Here is a 15,417-nt window from a genome sequence, read left to right on the forward strand (position 1 = left end):
CAAAAAGTTGGAAAGTGACCGCATTGTGACTTCGAACAGGCAGGGGAGTTGTCATGCGGTACGTCAAGTCAATCATGGGCGCGCTGAGCGCAGGCTCCAGCCTGATCGCGCTCGCGGCGGCGGCCCAGACGCCCGCACCCCAGGTTCAGGATCAGGCCTCCGACGTCGGCGAAGTCGTCGTCCTGGGCTCGCGCATCCCGCGCCAGATCGACACCGAGGGGCCAGCCCCCGTCACCACGATCACGTCGGAAGACATCCTGCGCAACGGCTATCAGAGTGTGCCGGACCTGCTGCGCGCCGTAACGCAGAACGGTGGCGAGACCCAGAGCCAGCAGTCCTTCTCGGGCGCCTCCTTCACGCCGGGCGCGCAACAGGTCGACCTGCGCGGCCTCGGCCCCAACCACACCCTGGTGCTGGTCAACGGTCGCCGCATCGCGGACTTCCCTCTGCCCTTCCAGGGCCAGAGCAACTTCACCGACGTGTCGAACATCCCGGTGGGCCTGATCGAGCGGGTCGAGGTGCTGAGCGGCAGCGCCTCGGCCGTCTATGGCTCGGACGCCATCGCCGGGGTCGTCAACTTCGTGCTCAAGAAATCGGCTGACGGCACGCGCTTCGATTTCCGCACGGGCCTGACCGAGGACGGCGGCGGCGAGTCGCAGCGGTTCACGGTCACCACCGGCTGGGAACGCGGCGCCTTCCACGGCGTGGTGGGGGTCGAGTTCCTGAACCAGGAGCCGCTCTGGGCCTATGACCGCTTGATCCAGGACTCGACGGCGGACAGCCCGACGACCGAAGTGCCCTTGGCCCGCCGCGACTTCCTTCGCTACGACGAATATGTCGACTATATCGATCCGGGCAAGGCGACCTGCGACGCCCTGGGCGGACTGAACGGCGGCACCATCTATTACGCCAACCGTCCCCGCTACGGCATGTTCTGCGGCTCGAACGAGTCGATCGGCTACGGCACGATCCTGAGCGAACGCCAGAGCGTGAACACCTATGCGGCCATGGGCTATACGCTCAACGACCGGGCTGAGCTGTTCCTGGACCTGCAATACAGCCACAGCGATCTGAAGCTGTTCTCCGACGTCCAGTCCTGGTCCTATCAGGATGCGGACGGCAGCGAGAACGACCTGTTCGTCAACGCCGACACCGGCCTGATCGAAGGCTGGCAGCGCCAGTTTACGCCCGAGGAAATGGGCGGCCTGTCCAAGGGCTTCACCCGCAACCGCTCGGACAGTTTCACCATCACCCCTGGGATCAAGGGCACCTTCGGCGCGCGCGACCAGTGGGGCTATGAACTGGCCTACAACCACGCCGAATACCGCTCGAAGGTCCGCTTCCCGCAGATCATCGCCAGCGTCGCCAACCAGTTCTTCCTGGGCGACCAACTGGGTGTGGACGCCGACGGCCTGCCGATCTTCGCGGTCGGCGCCGACGCGGCGCGCCTTTATCAGCCGCTGACCGAGGCCGAATACGACCTGATTTCGCAGGACGCGGTCTACAAGCCCAAGTCCCAGACCGACAGCGTCTCGGCCAGCATCACCAATGGCGAACTGTTCCAACTGCCCGCCGGGCCGGTCGGCTTTGCCGCCGTGATCGAGGCAGGCACCCAGAGCTATGACCTGAACCCCGATCCGCTGGCCCTGACGCCCTACTATTACGGCCTCATCGACTCGGACGGCCAGGGCGAGCGCGACCACTGGGGCGTGGGTTACGAGGCCCGCGTGCCGGTGCTCAGCAACCTCGAATTCAGCACCGCTGGCCGCTACGACAACTACAAGTTCGGCGGCAAGGATGTCGGCGAATACACCTACAACGTCGGGCTGGAATATCGCCCGATCAGCACCCTGATGCTGCGCGGCGCCTATGGCACCGGCTTCCGGGCGCCCGATCTGCACTACGTCTTCTCGGGGCCGGGCAACACCCACCCGTCCGGCGACGACTACTTCCGTTGCCGCACCGAGGAGCCCGACGAGGATATCGGCGATTGCTCCTATTCGGGCGAGGGCATCGTCGCTCACCGCAACGGCAACCGCGATCTGGAGCCGGAAACCTCGAAATCCTTCAACGGCGGCGTGGTCTGGCAGCCGGTTCGCAACCTGTCGCTGTCGGTCGACTATTTCCGCGTCGAGCTGACCAACCAGGTCCGCGACATGAGCGTGGATTCGATCCTGCGTGACGAAGCCGACTGCCGTATCGGCCAGACCCAGGGCGGCACCACGGTCGACCCGACCTCGCCGACCTGCGTCGACGCCGTCGCCCGTGTCGAGCGGTCGCCGGGCGGCACGCTGATCGGCGTCTTCACCAACCCGATCAACATCGCCGAGGAAACCACCTCGGGCGTGGACTTCGCAGCCCGCCTGCGCATCCCGACCGAAAAGATCGGCGAGTTCAATGTCTCGCTGTCCTACACCTGGGTCGACGAGCACACCTTCCAGCAATATCCGGGCGATCCGGTCATCGACAAGCTGGCCTTTGACAGCGGCTATTACATCCCGAGCGACAAGGGGACGGCCAGCGTCAGCTGGAACCTGGACCGCGTCACCGCGACGCTGCAAGGCCAGTACCTGGGTGAACTGCCCAACTACGACGAGGACGCCTACATCTCGGACAGCTGGCTGTTCAACGCCTCGGCCCAGTACGAACTGACCGACCACGTCCGCCTGTCGGCGACGATCAACAACCTGTTCGACGAGGAACCGGTCAAGGATCCGACCTACAGCGCCTATCCCTACTACGACATCTCGTGGTTCGACTCTGTCGGCCGCAGCTTCTACTTCCAGCTGACCTACAAGCTGGGCGGCTCGCCTCTCTGACGGCGGCCTAGAGCCACAACGACAAAAGGGCCGGCGTTCGCAGGAACGCCGGCCCTTTCATTATCGGGTTGGGGTGGGTGTCAGCCCTCGATCCAGGCCGGCATCCAGCCTTCGTGCCATTCGCGCAGGTGGGCCATGGGGATGCTGAACAGTTCGGTCCCCTGGTGGCCAGAGGCGAAGGCGTCGCCGCCCGCCTGACCCACGACCGAGGCGTGCAGACCCGCCTCGCGCGCCTTGGCGATCAGGGCCTCGGCGTCGGTCACGGCGACCAGGTAACGGGCCTGGTCCTCTCCGAACAGCAGGATGTGGGCGTGGGCGGCGCTGGACGCGTCCAGGGTCACGCCGACGTCCGAGGCCAGGGCCAGGTCGGCCGCTGCGCCGATCAGCCCGCCGTCCGACAGGTCGTGGACGACGGTCAGGTCGCCCGCCTCGATCAGGCCGCGCACGAAGTCGCCGGTCTTGCGCTCCAGCTTCAGGTCGACGGGGGGCGGGGCGCCGTCCTCGCGGCCCAGCACTTCACGCAGATAGATGGAGGCGCCCAGCTCGCCGTGGGTCTCGCCGATCAGGACCAGGCTCTCGCCCGCGACCATGCCCGAGAAGCCGACGGTCACGTCGTAGTTGCTCAACAGGCCCACGGCGCCGACGGTCGGGGTCGGCGGAATGGCGACGCCATTGGTCTCGTTATAGAGCGACACGTTGCCGCTCACGACCGGGAAGTCCAGCTCGCGGCAGGCCTCGGCCATGCCGTCGATGGCGCGCACGATCTGGCCCATGATCTCGGGCCGCTGCGGGTTGCCGAAGTTCAGGTTGTCGGTGATGGCGATGGGCTGCGAGCCCACGGCGGTCAGGTTGCGCCAGGCCTCGGCCACGCACTGTTTGCCACCCTCATAGGGGTCGTTCTGGACATAGCGGGGGGTGCAGTCGGACGTGACGGCCAGACCCTTGTCCGTGCCATGGACCCGGACCACGCCGGCGTCGGCGCCGGTGGCCGAGTCCTGCAGCGTGTCGGCCATGACGTGGCGATCGTACTGTTCCCAGATCCAGCGCTTGGAGGCCATGTCGGGGCAGGCGATGACCTTCATCACCGCGTCGGCCCAGTTCGTCGGGGCCGGAACCTCGGCCGGCGCCAGGCGCGGATGCAGCTCGGGCTGGACCCAGGGGCGATCATACAGGGGCGCGTCGTCGAACAGCGGGGCCAGGGGCACGTCGCAGACGACCTCGCCATGGTGGTTCAGGATCAGGCGGCCGGTGTCGGTGGTCATGCCGATGACGGCGGCGTCCAGACCCCATTTCTCGAAGATGCGATAGCCGTCCTGTTCGCGGCCCGGCTTCAGCACCGCCAGCATCCGCTCCTGGCTTTCGGACAGCATCATCTCATAGGCGGACATGCCGGTTTCGCGCTGAGGCACGGCGTCCATGTTCAGCTCGATGCCGACGCCGCCCTTGCCCGCCATCTCGACGGACGACGAGGTCAGGCCCGCGGCGCCCATGTCCTGGATCGCCGCGACGGCGCCCGAGGCCATAAGCTCCAGCGTGGCTTCGATCAGCAGCTTCTCGGCGAAGGGATCGCCGACCTGGACGGTGGGGCGCTTGGATTCCGATTCGTCGTCGAACTCGGTCGAGGACATGGTCGCGCCGTGGATGCCGTCGCGTCCGGTCTTGGAGCCGAAATAGACCACCGACATGCCGGCGCCCGGCGCGGCCGAGTAGAAGATGCTGTCCGCCTTGGCCAAGCCGACGCACATGGCGTTGACTAGGATGTTGCCGTTGTAGCCCTTGTGGAAGTTGGTTTCGCCGGCGACCGTCGGCACGCCGACGCAGTTGCCGTAACCGCCGATGCCCGAGACCACGCCCTTGACCAGGCGCTTGGTCCTTTCATGCGTCACGTCGCCGAAACGCAGGGCGTTCAGCAGGGCCACCGGGCGCGCGCCCATGGTGAAGACGTCGCGCATGATGCCGCCCACGCCCGTCGCCGCGCCCTGATAGGGCTCGATGAAGGAGGGGTGGTTGTGGCTTTCCATCTTGAAGATGCAGGCGTCGCCGTCGTCGATGTCGATGACGCCGGCGTTCTCGCCGGGTCCGCAGATGACGCGCGGCCCGGTCGTCGGGAACTTGCCCAGATGGATCTTGGACGACTTGTACGAGCAGTGCTCGGACCACATCACCGAAAACACGCCGAGTTCCAGATGGTTGGGCTCACGCCCCAGCCGGTCCAGAACGACCTGATATTCGGAGGGGCTCAGGCCGTATTCCTCGGCCAGTTGGGCGATGGTCTTTTCGGGGGTGGTGCTGGGGGCGGTCATGGCCCCGGCTTCTAGCGGGACTCGGGCTCGAAGGTAATCCCATCGGCGTCATTCGGGGTCTGATCCTCAGGCCGGCGGCGCAGGCGCCACATCCAGCCGGCTGTGACCGCGGCGACCAGATAGCCGCAGACCTCGAACGTCTCCTCCAGCCATTCCATGAGATCATGGATGTGGGTGCCCTCTGGCGCGGCGCCCGAGGCCTTCTCGGCAAACGAGCCCAAGACGACGATCAGGGCGGCGGTGATCAGGGGAAGCCAGGCAGGGCCGGTTCCCCGCAGATGCTGGATCGGGCTCCAGCGGCGGTCTCGAAACGCCAGGAACGCTGTCAGGGCCAGGGTCAACGTGGCCCAGTGAATGCGAACCGGATGGCCGGCCAGATAGGCCAGGAAATCATTGTCGATCGGAGTTTCGAACTCGCGCAGACCCATCAGGCCGAAGATCGCGCCCAGCAGCATCAGCACGGGAGCGCCCGGTCCCTTGCCCACCAGGGCGGCGCCCGAAAACGTCAGCGCGGCGACCACCAGCAGCGCGATCTCGAGATTTTCCTGCGGCCCGTTTTCGATGGCCGAGCCTTCGAACCCCAGGGCGGCGGCCCCGCCGATGGAAAAGGCGAAGGTCACCCCCACCCCCACAGCCAGCCAGAACAGGAAAAGCGGGTCCGGCCTGAGCCTGGCGAAAATGGTCATGTTTCGGGCTTAGGCGGATATCCCTCGCGTCGCAATCTCGTCACATTGCCGCAGCGATTTCGTTACGGGATCAGTCGGAACGCGCGACGCCGCGCTTCAGTCCGAAAGACAGGATCACGGCGCCGACCAGGATCACGGCCGCAGCTAGCAGCGCGGTCCAGGCGAGGGGCGCGTTGCGCGGTTGCTCGGCGACAAAGGCTCCCAGCAGGCCCCACGAGATCGGCAGGGAATAGGCCATGGTCCGAATCCGGGCGGTGACTCCCAAAGCTAGGGCGGCGACGACGACGACCGCAATCACGGCCCACATGGTCGGGGTCGCTAGGGCGGGCAGATCCCCATTGCCGGTCGCGACCGTCAGCAGGTTTACCGGCGAGGCGATGGTCAGCCACCCGGCCAGCAGGCTCAGCGGCCAAACCACCAGCCAGCGATCACGCGCCTTCATATCGAGGCTGCGAATCCGGCCAGCATAGGTCAGAAGCGGTATCAGCAGGACGGTCAGCGAGCCGAAGATCAGGACGATGGTGGCCACTTCCCAGTCCATCGCAGCCGCAACGATCCAAAGGCCGATGCCGATGAAGGCCAGAACCGAGGGCCAGCCCATAGCGCCGATCAGATCGCTCTCGCCCGTCTGGGGCAACACCTGCCGCACCGCATAGGCCAGCAGTCCCAGATAGATCACGCCCCATATCGAGAAGGCGAAGCCGGCGACCTTCAGGGTCGTGTCGCTGTCGGCCGAGAATTCCGACGCGCTCTGGCCCCAGCCCAGGCCCATCTGGCCGTAGGCCATCAGGATCGAGAACAGGGCGGCGCAAAGGACAACGACGCGTCGCGTCTGCTGGGCGGGTGTGGGGCGGGCGACGGATGACATGACGGCTCCGGTTCAAAGACGGAGCTTATACGTCCAGCTTGGCCTTTAGGTTCATTCGGCGGTTGCACGCTGTGGCCCGGGGTCGTTCACTGGCGTCATGCCGACACGCGCGATTCCGATCTGCCTGACCCTGGCCGCCGTCCTTGCCATTGCGCCGGTCCCGGCCACGACGGTCAGCGCCCAAGTGGCCGCTACCGGCGCCCGGACCACCAACCCGTCTGTCGTCAGCGCCTGGCAGCGGGTCATGCTGGCGCAGAGCGCCGCCCAGCAGGCGAATGAGGTGAACGGGTTTCTGCGCGCTCTGGCGACAGAGGGGCGCCGTCCTGCCGAACTGACGCTGGATGCCCGAGACATCGCCTCGGGCCGCGCTGTCGCGGCCGACGATCCGGCCCTGCTGCAACGCCCTCAGGCGCATGAGGTGACCCTGACGCTGGATGGCCGGTTTTACGTCTTTCGCCCCCTGTCGCGGGCCAGTCTCGAGCCCTTGCTGCGTCGCTGAGGCTCAAGGCTGGCGGAACTGGGTCGGCGTCCGCCGGTTGATGTCACAGCAACCGAAGGAACACGTCATGGCCGATCCGACTACGCCTCCCGAAGAATCTCCTCATTTCGAAACCAGCGACGTGGACGCCAACCGCGCCATCGAACAGGGCCTGGGCGTCGGCGCCCGCGAACTGGCCGCCCAGCGCGACCCCGGCGGCGTCGTCACCCCCGACGAGGACAGCGACAGCCCCGACGGCGTCTCCATCAACGCTGGCGACGAAGACGCGCTGGACCAGAGCGTCGGCGTTCAGGGCGCCAAGGATGACGAAGAGCAGCTGAGCTCGACCAGCGAGGCGTAAACTGTTCGGCGCCAGCTAGCGTAGCATGAAGGTTGTGCTGAACAGGATGCGGCCGGGCTCAAATGGTTGCCCATCGGCTCTGGCTTCATCGGTTTGGCCGATCAAAGCTTGGGCGGCGGCCCGACGTGCGGCCTGGCCAAATCCGAACCCCACTGGAAACTCGTCTTCAACCTGACAATCCGTAACCCGCCCGGTCACCAGCACGTCACAAGACAGCGTTGCCAGTCCGCCGTTGGTGGCTCCATGCACTGTCGGCGCGGGGAACTCGGGCCGGGGCTGACGCAGCCATACATAACCTTTTGCCATGTTTGCGCCGTCGCCGATCAGCCTATCGTCGCGCGGATCTTCGAGAGGGCGACCACAGCGGGATAGAGTTTCGTTGACGCCAGAGCCCGATGCAGGGAGTTCGACAATATAGCGAGTCCTCCGACCGCCCGCTTCGGCCGGAACGATGATCTGCATGCGACCGCCTTTAGCCAAGCGTCGCGCAAGCACGGCCGGAACGCGGCTTAGCGCCGTTCCAGGGTCGGCGGCGGCGACGTTCCAGATGTAAGACTTCTCTTCCTCATCGCCGACAATCAAGGTCAGGGGGCGTGACATCACGCCGGCCTGGACAGGTGGCAGGCCCATCATGACCAGGCCGAACACATTGTTCATGCAGCGCGACATCACGGTGATGCCGTTGTCAAAGGAGGTTGCGGCGATCACCGTCTCTTGGCTCCGCAAGCGCGTTACGGTCCAGTTTTCCGCGACCCCGCCATCTTGTGCGACGGCTGATGCGGGCACCAGGGAGGCTGTTATTGGTAGCAGGCAGGCGAGCAGCGGGATGTGTTTCATGCCCTCATTTCCACTCAACTCACGGTAGAGGTCAAGCCGCGTCCATCACGCTGCGGAACAGGGTCGCGCCGTCGGCAGAACCCAGCTCGGCCTCAAAGGCGCGGTCGGGGTGGGGCATCATGCCGAGGACGTTGCCGCGGGCGTTCTGGATGCCGGCGATGTCGGCGATCGAGCCGTTGGGATTGTCGACATAGCGGAACACGACCTGGCCCTCGCCCTCGACACGGGCCAGGGTTTCGGGCTCGGCGAAATAGTTGCCGTCGCCATTGCCCTGGGTCATGACGACCTCGCGCTGGCCCTGATAGCCGGCGGTGAAGCGGGTCTGGCCGTTGGCGACTTCCAGGGCGATGGGCTTGCAGACGTATTTCAGCCCGGCGTTTTTCAGCAGGGCGCCCGGCAGCATTCCGGCCTCGCACAGGATCTGGAAGCCGTTGCAGATGCCGACCACGGCGACCCCGTCGTCAGCGGCCTTTTTCACGGCCTGCATGATCGGCGACTGCGCCGCCATGGCCCCGCAACGCAGGTAGTCGCCATAGGAAAAGCCGCCCGGCAGGACGATCAGGTCCAGCCCGTCGGGCAGGGTTGTGTCCTGGTGCCAGACCATCTCCACCCGTTCGCCGGTGGAGCGTTCGATGGCGACCTTGCAGTCGCGATCACAGTTGGAACCCGGATAGACGATGACGGCTGCGCTCATGGGCCGGGCCTCTAGCAGGATTCATTCGGGCTGTCAGGGGTCGGACGTCCGGAGTTACGCAGCCTAGCTGCGGCGCGCGTCCCACATGGCCCAGGCCCAGACCGCCAGGCCGCCCAAGGCCAGGCCGGAACCGACCAGACCGGTCGAACCCCAGCCCAGTCCGCCCGCGATGGCCAGCCCGCCCAGGAAGGGGCCCAGGGCGTTGGCGGTGTTGAAGGCCGAGTGGTTCATAGCCGCCGCCAGGGTCTGGGCGTCGCCCGCCACATCCATCAGCCGGGTCTGCAACAGCGGGCCGAGGCCCAGCCCTGCGCCGATCAGGACGATGACGATCAGCACGGCCCACAGGTGGGGCGCGGCGATGGAGAACAGGGCCAGGACGATGGCGCTCCAGATCAGCATGACGGCGCCGGCCTTCATGCCGAAACGGTCGGCCGCCCAGCCGCCGATCAGGTTGCCGGCCAGCATGCCGACGCCGAACACGGCGAAGACCCAGGGGATGGCCTGTGCGCTGACGCCGGTTACTTCTTTCAGGGTCGAGGCCAGATAGGCATAGACGGCGAACATCCCGCCAAAGCCGACCGCGCCGATGCCCAGGGTCAGCCAGACCTGGCGACGCTTCAGCGCGCCCAGTTCACGCAGAGGACTGGCGCCAGCCAGTACCCGGTCGCGCGGAGCGAACAGGGCGATCAGGCTCATGGTCAGGACCGCCAGAACGGCGACGCCGACAAAGGTCCAGCGCCAGCCAAAGCTCTGGCTGACGGCGGTGGCCACCGGCACGCCCAGCAGGGTCGCCACGGTCAGCCCCAGCAGGGTCGTGGACACCGCGCGGGTCCGATAGGCCAGGGGCACGACCGAGGCTGCGACCAGGGACGCCACGCCGAAATAGGCTCCGTGCGGCAGGCCGCTGAAGAAGCGGAAGACCAGCATCCATTCGAAAGACGGCGACAGGGCGCTGAGGCCGTTGCCGATGGCGAACAGGCCCATGAAGCCGACCAGCAGCTTCCACCGCGCCACCCGGGCGCCCAGAACCGCCAGCAGAGGCGCGCCGACGACGACGCCCAGGGCATAGGTGCTGATGGCGTGACCGGCCATGGGGGCGTTGACGCCCAGGTCGGCGGCGAAGTCTGGCAGGACGCTCATGGCCGCGAACTCGGCGACGCCGATGGCGAAGCCGCCTACGGCCAGCGCCAGCAGCACAAGGGCCACCGCCTTGCGATCCACGCCCAACGGCGTTTGCGCGCCGATGGCGTCAGAGCAGGTGGTGTCGGTAGCCATGGTTCTGCTGCGCCGCAAAAAACGATTGTTGCGCTGCAAGATAGGCGCGGCGGCGGCGGGATCAACCGTGACCCCCGCCGGAGCCGATCAAGTTATGTTATCAACGTTCAGGAACGTCGATGACCCTCAGCCCTGGTTCTCGTAGGTCGCTGTGATCGACGCCTTGGCCAGGGTGTGGAAATGCAGGTTGAAGCCGAACACGGCGCCCGAGTTGTCGGGCGTCACGTCCAGGGCCTCCACGTCCACCGCAAAGACGGTGAAGATATAGCGGTGCGGCCCGTGCCCGGGCGGCGGAGCAGCGCCGCCAAAGCCGGGCGCGCCATAGTCGGTGCGACCCTCAACCGCGCCCTTGGGCAGGCCGTCCGAGGATGCGCCGGTCTTCAGCTCGGTCACGTCGGCGGGGATGTTGGCCACGGTCCAGTGCCAGAAGCCCGAGCCCGTGGGGGCGTCGGGATCATAGCAGGTGACGGCATAGCTCTTTGTGCCCTCGGGCGCGCCCGACCAGCTCAGATGCGGCGAAGCGTTGCCCTTGGCCTTGACCTGGGCGTCGGCCAGCACGCCGCCGTCCGTGACGTCGGTGGAGGTGAGGGTGAAGGTCATGGTCGCTCCAGTCGGGGTTCAGCGAGAAAACGGATCGCAGTCCGCGACGGTTGCGATCAAGCGATCTCGATGCGGTAGCTTTCGATCACCGTGTTGGCTAGGAGCTGTTCGCACATCTTCTTGGCTTCACCCTGGGGGTCTTCGGCGCCGTCGAGATCGAACTCGATAAGCTTGCCGACGCGGGCGTTGGCGACGCCGGGCCAGCCCAGGCCCTGCAGGGCGCCTTCGACGGCCTTGCCCTGAACGTCCAGCACTCCGGGCTTCAGGAAGACATGAACCTTCACCTTGGCCATCAGTGCAGTCCCCCCTGAATCACGGTCGGCATGTCCTTCATGATGCCGAGGCGGCGGGCCACCTCGGTATAGTTCTCGATCACGTCGCCCAGGTCGCGGCGGAACCGGTCCTTGTCCATCTTGGCTCCGGTCGCGGTATCCCACAGGCGGCAGGAATCCGGGCTGATCTCGTCGGCCAGGATCACGCGGCTGAAGTCGTTCTCCCAGATGCGGCCGAACTCGATCTTGAAGTCGATCAGGGTGATGCCGACGGCGCCGAACATGCCCGACAGATAGTCGTTCACGCGCACGGTGGTGGCCAGGATGTCGTCGATCTCCTGGGTCGAGGCCCAGTTGAACGCCGTAATGTGCTCTTCGGTGACCATCGGGTCGTTGAGCTCATCCTTCTTGTAATAGAATTCGATGATCGAGCGGGGCAGGGGCGTGCCCTCTTCCTGGCCCAGGCGCGTGGCCAGCGAGCCGGCGACCACATTGCGACACACGACCTCCAGCGGAATGATCTCGACTTCGCGGATCAGCTGTTCGCGCAGGTTCAGGCGCTTGATGAAGTGGTTGGTGACGCCGATGCCGTTCAGGCGGCTCATCACGAACTCGCTGATGCGGTTGTTGATGACGCCCTTGCCCTCGAGCTGGGCCTTCTTCTCGCCGTTGAAGGCGGTGGCGTCGTCCTTGAAATACTGGATCAGGGTGCCGGGCTCGGGTCCTTCGTACAGGATCTTGGCCTTGCCTTCGTAGATCTTCTTGCGCTTGGTGTTCATCTCGAACTTCTGGTCCGTATCCCTTGCGGGGAGAGCTGATCGCCTTGGCCGGAAACGAAAATCGCACGGCCAGAATATCGGGTCTGGACGCAAGGGTTTGGAATCGGGCTGGCGGGGGTGTCTGTCGCGCCCACCCATTAGCCGAAGGCGGCCCTCGATACAACGAACCAGGGCCGTACAGGCGGCGGGCGGCATCCATATGTGGCGCGCGCCGCGGCGGACGGGCCACGCGGCGGGTGATAAGGGCGGGCGTCAGCGGTTGTCAGTTGCCTTGCCCCACGCGGGGGATATAGACGGCGGTCTGCGAGCCGCGTTTCTGGCCCGCGCCAGGAGCTTGCGACCGCCTATGACGACCTTCGATGATCGGGAAAAAGCCTACGAGGCCAAGTTCGCCCTCGATCAGGATCAGGAATTCAAGGCCATGGCCCGCCGCAACAAGCTGCTGGGACTGTGGGCGGCCGAGAAGATGGAGCTGTCGCCCGATAGCGCCGAGCAATACGCCCAGGCCGTCGTCCGCGCCGATTTCGAGCAGCCCGGCGACGAGGATGTCTTCCGCAAGGTCGCTGGCGACTTCAAGGGCGCCGGCCTGACCGTTTCCGAAGGCGAAATTCGCTCCAAGATGGACGAACTGGCTTCCTTCGCCCGCGACCAGATCCGCGCCGGCGAATAAGTCTTTGATGGCGGCTGCGGCCGCCGTCCGTTTCCAGACATGAAAAAGGGCCGCACTCGGGGGAAAGTGCGGCCCTTCGTTTCGGGGGCTGGGGGGATAGCCTCACCCGAAGTTTTGCGTCTTGCGCCTCTCTAGAATGCGGCGCCGCGCATTTGGTTCACTCGAAAAATCAGTTCGGCATCACGACGGTGTCGATGACGTGCACGACGCCGTTCGACTGCATGACATCGGCCTGGGTTACGCGTGACATTCCGCCCTTGGCGTCGGTCAGGGTGACCGATCCGTCGGGATTGACCGAGGCGGTCAGGGTGTCGCCCTGGACCGTCGTCAGTTCAGCCTTGCCGCCGTTCGCCGTCGCCTGGCTGGCCAGGTCGGCTGCGGTCAGACGACCGGGCACGACGTGATAGGTCAGGATTTTGGTCAGGGCCGCCTTTCCAGCGGGCGCCATCAGGCCTTCACGCGTGGCGGCTGGGATCTTCTCGAAGGCGGCGTTGTCGGGTGCAAAGACGGTGAAGGGACCGGTTCCGCCCAGGGTCTCGGCTAGGCCGGCGGCCTGAACGGCGCTGACCAGGGTAGTCAGGTTGGACGCCTTGGCGGCGTTGGTGACGATGGTGTCGTTGGGGCTCATTGCCGCGCCGCCGACCACGGGGTCGGTCGTCGGGGCCGGCGCCATGGACGATTCGGCAGGCGTGGCGGGCGCGGGGGTCTCGGCCTGGTTACAGGCGGCGACGCCCATCAGGGCGGCGGCCGATACGGCCATAAGCATCATGCGGGTGTTCATCGAAGGTCTCCTCAATGGCCGCTCGGACGGCGGCTCCTTGAGGAATACTGTTCCCGACCATGAATGGATGCATGGCCCGACGATTTTGCCGCACCGACTACGGCCGAGATTGGGTCAGTCGGCGAAGACCACGGTCTTGGTTCCGTGCAGCAGAACGCGGTCCTCCAGGTGGAACCGCACCGCGCGGGCCAGCACGCGCCTCTCGATGTCGCGGCCCTTGCGGATCAGGTCCTCGGGCGTGTCGCGGTGGCTGATCCGCTCCACGTCCTGGTCGATGATCGGACCCTCGTCCAGATCGCCGGTGACATAGTGGGCGGTGGCCCCGATCACCTTCACGCCGCGCGCATGAGCCTGGTGATAGGGCTTGGCCCCCTTGAAGCCGGGCAGGAAGGAGTGGTGGATGTTGATGCAGCGCCCCTCCAGTTGTCCGGCCAGATCGTCGGACAGGATCTGCATGTAGCGCGCCAGCACGACCAGTTCGGTGCCGGTTTCGGCGATCAGCTTCAACAGGAGAGCCTCCTGCGCCGCCTTGTCGCCGGTCATGGGCAGGTGGTGGAATGGCAGGTCGCCCAGGTCGACATGGCCGATCTGGTCGCGCGGGTGGTTCGAGACGACGGCAGTCACCTGCATCTGCAACTCGTCGATGCGCCAGCGGTATAGAAGGTCCGCCAGACAGTGATCGAACTTCGAGGTCAGGATCATGACCTTGCGCGGTTCTGGCCCTCGCAGCGTCCAGTCCATGTCGAACCGCGTCGCCACCTGTGAGAAGGCCGTGCGAATCGCGTCGGGCGCATCGCCCTGGACGGGCTCGAACACCACCCGCATGAAGAAGGTGTCCGAACTGGCGTCGCCGAACTGCTGGGCGTCGGAGATGTTGCAGTCCCGCTCGAACAGGAAGGCGGACACGGCGGCGACGATGCCGTGCCGGTCGGGGCAGGATAGGGTCAGGATCATGATCGGTCTGGCAGGCTGTCGGGGAGGTAGCGCTGCAGTATGGACCATGATGCGGCCTTTTCCGACAGCGGACGTGCATGGGCGGCGCTGGAGGAGGGCAGGTCGATCAGGGCGATGCTCTCAGCGATCCCGGCCAGCACCCGCCGACCCGTCCTGGCCGCCGTGGCGCCGTTGAAGGCGACGGCTTTGATCTCAGGCAGGCTGTCGATCAGGCCGCGCAGGTCGGCGGCCTCGGGCGACCGGATGGCGGTGTCCAGACTTCCGGGCCGCTCGGCAGAGGCGATCACGTCCCACAGGCCCACGCCCGACGCCTTCAGCGCCTCCAGCCGGTCGGGATAGGGCAGGGTGGCCAGATCACGGCCGACCACGCCGCCGATCAGCCGCCAGAAGCCGTTCTGGGGATGGGCGTAATACTGGGCCGCCTTCAGCGAGGCGTCGCCGGGCAGGCTGCCCAGAATCAGCAGGCGGGTGCGGGCGTCGACGACGGGGTCGAACGCGGCCTTGCGAACCGACGTCACCGACGCTTGCCCGCAGTGTCATAGACCGCGCCACCCTCGCGCTTGCCGACGGCGACGACCGTAACGGTCACGGTTTGCTCTTCGACCCGATAGACGAGGCGGTAACCCGCGCTTCGCAGCTTGATCTTGTAGTGATCGCGCAGGCCGTGAAGGGCGTCCTTGGGCACGCGGGGTGCGACCAATCGTTCAGCCAACTTCTTCTTCAGTTGCTCGCGGACCGAAGCGCCCAGTTTGGTCCATTCCTTTAGCGCCGAAGGCAGGAACTGAAGCTCAAAGCTGATCAAGGGAAACGCGCACGGGCTGTTCGTCTGCGCGAGCCCGGATCGTGTCAGCCAGAGACAGGTCGTCCAGCCGATCCATCATCGCCTCATAGGTCGCAGCCGGCACCATATAGGCCATGACCCGGTTGTGATTCAGCACAGCCACGGTCTCTCCATCGGCGCCATCCAGGACGGCGCTCGGGCTCTTTTTCAGGTCCGAGACGCTGACGGCAATCTGGGCGGCGAGACGTTGCATGAAAAA

General features: G+C 65.9%; 18 protein-coding genes. 4 read left to right on the forward strand and 14 right to left on the reverse strand.

What is annotated here, in order from left to right; all coding sequences use genetic code 11:
- The first annotated feature begins 53 nt into the window (after window positions 1-53).
- On the forward strand, window positions 54-2,819 hold the full coding sequence (locus ACO05L_RS05290) for a TonB-dependent receptor (RefSeq protein ID WP_421731126.1): 2,766 nt from the start codon (window positions 54-56) through the stop codon (window positions 2,817-2,819).
- 80 nt (window positions 2,820-2,899) lie between these two features.
- On the opposite strand, the gene purL is transcribed toward ACO05L_RS05290, so the two are convergent.
- The 3 genes from purL to ACO05L_RS05305 all read right to left on the reverse strand — a co-directional run bounded on the left by purL (window position 2,900) and on the right by ACO05L_RS05305 (window position 6,676).
- Window positions 2,900-5,122, reverse strand: coding sequence for a phosphoribosylformylglycinamidine synthase subunit PurL (gene purL, locus ACO05L_RS05295; protein ID WP_421731127.1), 2,223 nt, complete (start codon window positions 5,120-5,122; stop codon window positions 2,900-2,902).
- An 11-nt stretch (window positions 5,123-5,133) separates the two neighbouring features.
- Entirely contained in the window at window positions 5,134-5,808 is a 675-nt protein-coding gene (locus ACO05L_RS05300; protein ID WP_421731128.1) for a hypothetical protein, read from the reverse strand.
- A 70-nt stretch (window positions 5,809-5,878) separates the two neighbouring features.
- The gene (locus ACO05L_RS05305; RefSeq protein ID WP_421731129.1) at window positions 5,879-6,676 is read right to left on the reverse strand and encodes a hypothetical protein; all 798 of its coding nucleotides are present in this window, start codon (window positions 6,674-6,676) and stop codon (window positions 5,879-5,881) included.
- Between the two features lie 97 nt (window positions 6,677-6,773).
- On the opposite strand from ACO05L_RS05305, the gene ACO05L_RS05310 reads away from it, so the two are divergent.
- Entirely contained in the window at window positions 6,774-7,175 is a 402-nt protein-coding gene (locus ACO05L_RS05310; protein ID WP_421731130.1) for a hypothetical protein, read from the forward strand.
- 67 nt (window positions 7,176-7,242) lie between these two features.
- Complete coding sequence (locus ACO05L_RS05315; RefSeq protein WP_421731131.1) at window positions 7,243-7,515, forward strand: hypothetical protein; 273 nt, start codon at window positions 7,243-7,245, stop codon at window positions 7,513-7,515.
- 15 nt (window positions 7,516-7,530) lie between these two features.
- On the opposite strand, the gene ACO05L_RS05320 is transcribed toward ACO05L_RS05315, so the two are convergent.
- The 6 genes from ACO05L_RS05320 to purC form a co-directional block, all read right to left on the reverse strand.
- The gene (locus ACO05L_RS05320) at window positions 7,531-8,352 is read right to left on the reverse strand and encodes a hypothetical protein (RefSeq protein ID WP_421731132.1); all 822 of its coding nucleotides are present in this window, start codon (window positions 8,350-8,352) and stop codon (window positions 7,531-7,533) included.
- 31 nt (window positions 8,353-8,383) lie between these two features.
- Complete coding sequence (gene purQ / locus ACO05L_RS05325) at window positions 8,384-9,046, reverse strand: phosphoribosylformylglycinamidine synthase subunit PurQ (RefSeq protein WP_421731133.1); 663 nt, start codon at window positions 9,044-9,046, stop codon at window positions 8,384-8,386.
- A gap of 63 nt (window positions 9,047-9,109) precedes the next feature.
- The gene (locus ACO05L_RS05330; RefSeq protein ID WP_421731134.1) at window positions 9,110-10,321 is read right to left on the reverse strand and encodes an MFS transporter; all 1,212 of its coding nucleotides are present in this window, start codon (window positions 10,319-10,321) and stop codon (window positions 9,110-9,112) included.
- 126 nt (window positions 10,322-10,447) lie between these two features.
- Window positions 10,448-10,921, reverse strand: a complete 474-nt coding sequence (locus ACO05L_RS05335; protein WP_421731135.1) for a YbhB/YbcL family Raf kinase inhibitor-like protein — start codon at window positions 10,919-10,921, stop codon at window positions 10,448-10,450.
- 56 nt (window positions 10,922-10,977) lie between these two features.
- Window positions 10,978-11,214, reverse strand: coding sequence for a phosphoribosylformylglycinamidine synthase subunit PurS (purS, locus tag ACO05L_RS05340; RefSeq protein WP_421731136.1), 237 nt, complete (start codon window positions 11,212-11,214; stop codon window positions 10,978-10,980).
- On the reverse strand, window positions 11,214-11,972 hold the full coding sequence (gene purC / locus ACO05L_RS05345; RefSeq protein WP_421731137.1) for a phosphoribosylaminoimidazolesuccinocarboxamide synthase: 759 nt from the start codon (window positions 11,970-11,972) through the stop codon (window positions 11,214-11,216). Before purC ends, purS begins: the two co-directional genes overlap by 1 nt.
- Before the next feature lie 346 nt (window positions 11,973-12,318).
- Here purC and ACO05L_RS05350 point away from each other — a divergent pair, with 346 nt between their 5' ends.
- Complete coding sequence (locus ACO05L_RS05350) at window positions 12,319-12,642, forward strand: DUF1476 domain-containing protein (protein ID WP_421731138.1); 324 nt, start codon at window positions 12,319-12,321, stop codon at window positions 12,640-12,642.
- A 169-nt stretch (window positions 12,643-12,811) separates the two neighbouring features.
- Here ACO05L_RS05350 and ACO05L_RS05355 read toward each other — a convergent pair whose 3' ends face one another.
- From ACO05L_RS05355 to ACO05L_RS05375, 5 genes are all read right to left on the reverse strand, one after another.
- Entirely contained in the window at window positions 12,812-13,423 is a 612-nt protein-coding gene (locus ACO05L_RS05355; protein WP_421731139.1) for a fasciclin domain-containing protein, read from the reverse strand.
- 114 nt (window positions 13,424-13,537) lie between these two features.
- Window positions 13,538-14,377: a formyltetrahydrofolate deformylase gene (gene purU, locus ACO05L_RS05360; protein ID WP_421731140.1), complete on the reverse strand. Its 840-nt coding sequence runs from the start codon at window positions 14,375-14,377 to the stop codon at window positions 13,538-13,540.
- Window positions 14,374-14,895 (reverse strand): DNA-deoxyinosine glycosylase, encoded by a 522-nt coding sequence (locus tag ACO05L_RS05365; protein WP_421731141.1) that lies wholly within the window; start codon window positions 14,893-14,895, stop codon window positions 14,374-14,376. Before ACO05L_RS05365 ends, purU begins: the two co-directional genes overlap by 4 nt.
- Complete coding sequence (locus ACO05L_RS05370) at window positions 14,892-15,179, reverse strand: type II toxin-antitoxin system RelE family toxin (protein ID WP_421731142.1); 288 nt, start codon at window positions 15,177-15,179, stop codon at window positions 14,892-14,894. The genes ACO05L_RS05365 and ACO05L_RS05370 overlap by 4 nt, the downstream gene beginning before the upstream one ends.
- The gene (locus ACO05L_RS05375; protein WP_421731143.1) at window positions 15,166-15,411 is read right to left on the reverse strand and encodes a type II toxin-antitoxin system Phd/YefM family antitoxin; all 246 of its coding nucleotides are present in this window, start codon (window positions 15,409-15,411) and stop codon (window positions 15,166-15,168) included. Before ACO05L_RS05375 ends, ACO05L_RS05370 begins: the two co-directional genes overlap by 14 nt.
- Between the last annotated feature and the right edge of the window lie 6 nt (window positions 15,412-15,417).

Source organism: Brevundimonas sp. (assembly GCF_965227765.1).
In the GTDB taxonomy this organism is placed as follows: Bacteria; Pseudomonadota; Alphaproteobacteria; order Caulobacterales; family Caulobacteraceae; genus Brevundimonas.

What these genes read in the sequence shown, in the direction of transcription:
- ACO05L_RS05290 (WP_421731126.1), top strand. Translation starts at nt 54, where the DNA reads ATGCGGTACGTCAAGTCAATCATGGGCGCGCTGAGCGCAGGCTCCAGC.
- ACO05L_RS05355 (WP_421731139.1), bottom strand. Translation starts at nt 13,423, where the DNA reads ATGAACACCCGCATGATGCTTATGGCCGTATCGGCCGCCGCCCTGATG.
- ACO05L_RS05350 (WP_421731138.1), top strand. Translation starts at nt 12,319, where the DNA reads ATGACGACCTTCGATGATCGGGAAAAAGCCTACGAGGCCAAGTTCGCC.
- purQ (WP_421731133.1), bottom strand. Translation starts at nt 9,046, where the DNA reads ATGAGCGCAGCCGTCATCGTCTATCCGGGTTCCAACTGTGATCGCGAC.
- purS (WP_421731136.1), bottom strand. Translation starts at nt 11,214, where the DNA reads ATGGCCAAGGTGAAGGTTCATGTCTTCCTGAAGCCCGGAGTGCTGGAC.
- ACO05L_RS05375 (WP_421731143.1), bottom strand. Translation starts at nt 15,411, where the DNA reads ATGCAACGTCTCGCCGCCCAGATTGCCGTCAGCGTCTCGGACCTGAAA.
- ACO05L_RS05335 (WP_421731135.1), bottom strand. Translation starts at nt 10,921, where the DNA reads ATGACCTTCACCCTCACCTCCACCGACGTCACGGACGGCGGCGTGCTG.
- purL (WP_421731127.1), bottom strand. Translation starts at nt 5,122, where the DNA reads ATGACCGCCCCCAGCACCACCCCCGAAAAGACCATCGCCCAACTGGCC.
- ACO05L_RS05330 (WP_421731134.1), bottom strand. Translation starts at nt 10,321, where the DNA reads ATGGCTACCGACACCACCTGCTCTGACGCCATCGGCGCGCAAACGCCG.
- purC (WP_421731137.1), bottom strand. Translation starts at nt 11,972, where the DNA reads ATGAACACCAAGCGCAAGAAGATCTACGAAGGCAAGGCCAAGATCCTG.
- ACO05L_RS05300 (WP_421731128.1), bottom strand. Translation starts at nt 5,808, where the DNA reads ATGACCATTTTCGCCAGGCTCAGGCCGGACCCGCTTTTCCTGTTCTGG.
- purU (WP_421731140.1), bottom strand. Translation starts at nt 14,377, where the DNA reads ATGATCCTGACCCTATCCTGCCCCGACCGGCACGGCATCGTCGCCGCC.
- ACO05L_RS05320 (WP_421731132.1), bottom strand. Translation starts at nt 8,352, where the DNA reads ATGAAACACATCCCGCTGCTCGCCTGCCTGCTACCAATAACAGCCTCC.
- ACO05L_RS05315 (WP_421731131.1), top strand. Translation starts at nt 7,243, where the DNA reads ATGGCCGATCCGACTACGCCTCCCGAAGAATCTCCTCATTTCGAAACC.
- ACO05L_RS05310 (WP_421731130.1), top strand. Translation starts at nt 6,774, where the DNA reads ATGCCGACACGCGCGATTCCGATCTGCCTGACCCTGGCCGCCGTCCTT.
- ACO05L_RS05305 (WP_421731129.1), bottom strand. Translation starts at nt 6,676, where the DNA reads ATGTCATCCGTCGCCCGCCCCACACCCGCCCAGCAGACGCGACGCGTC.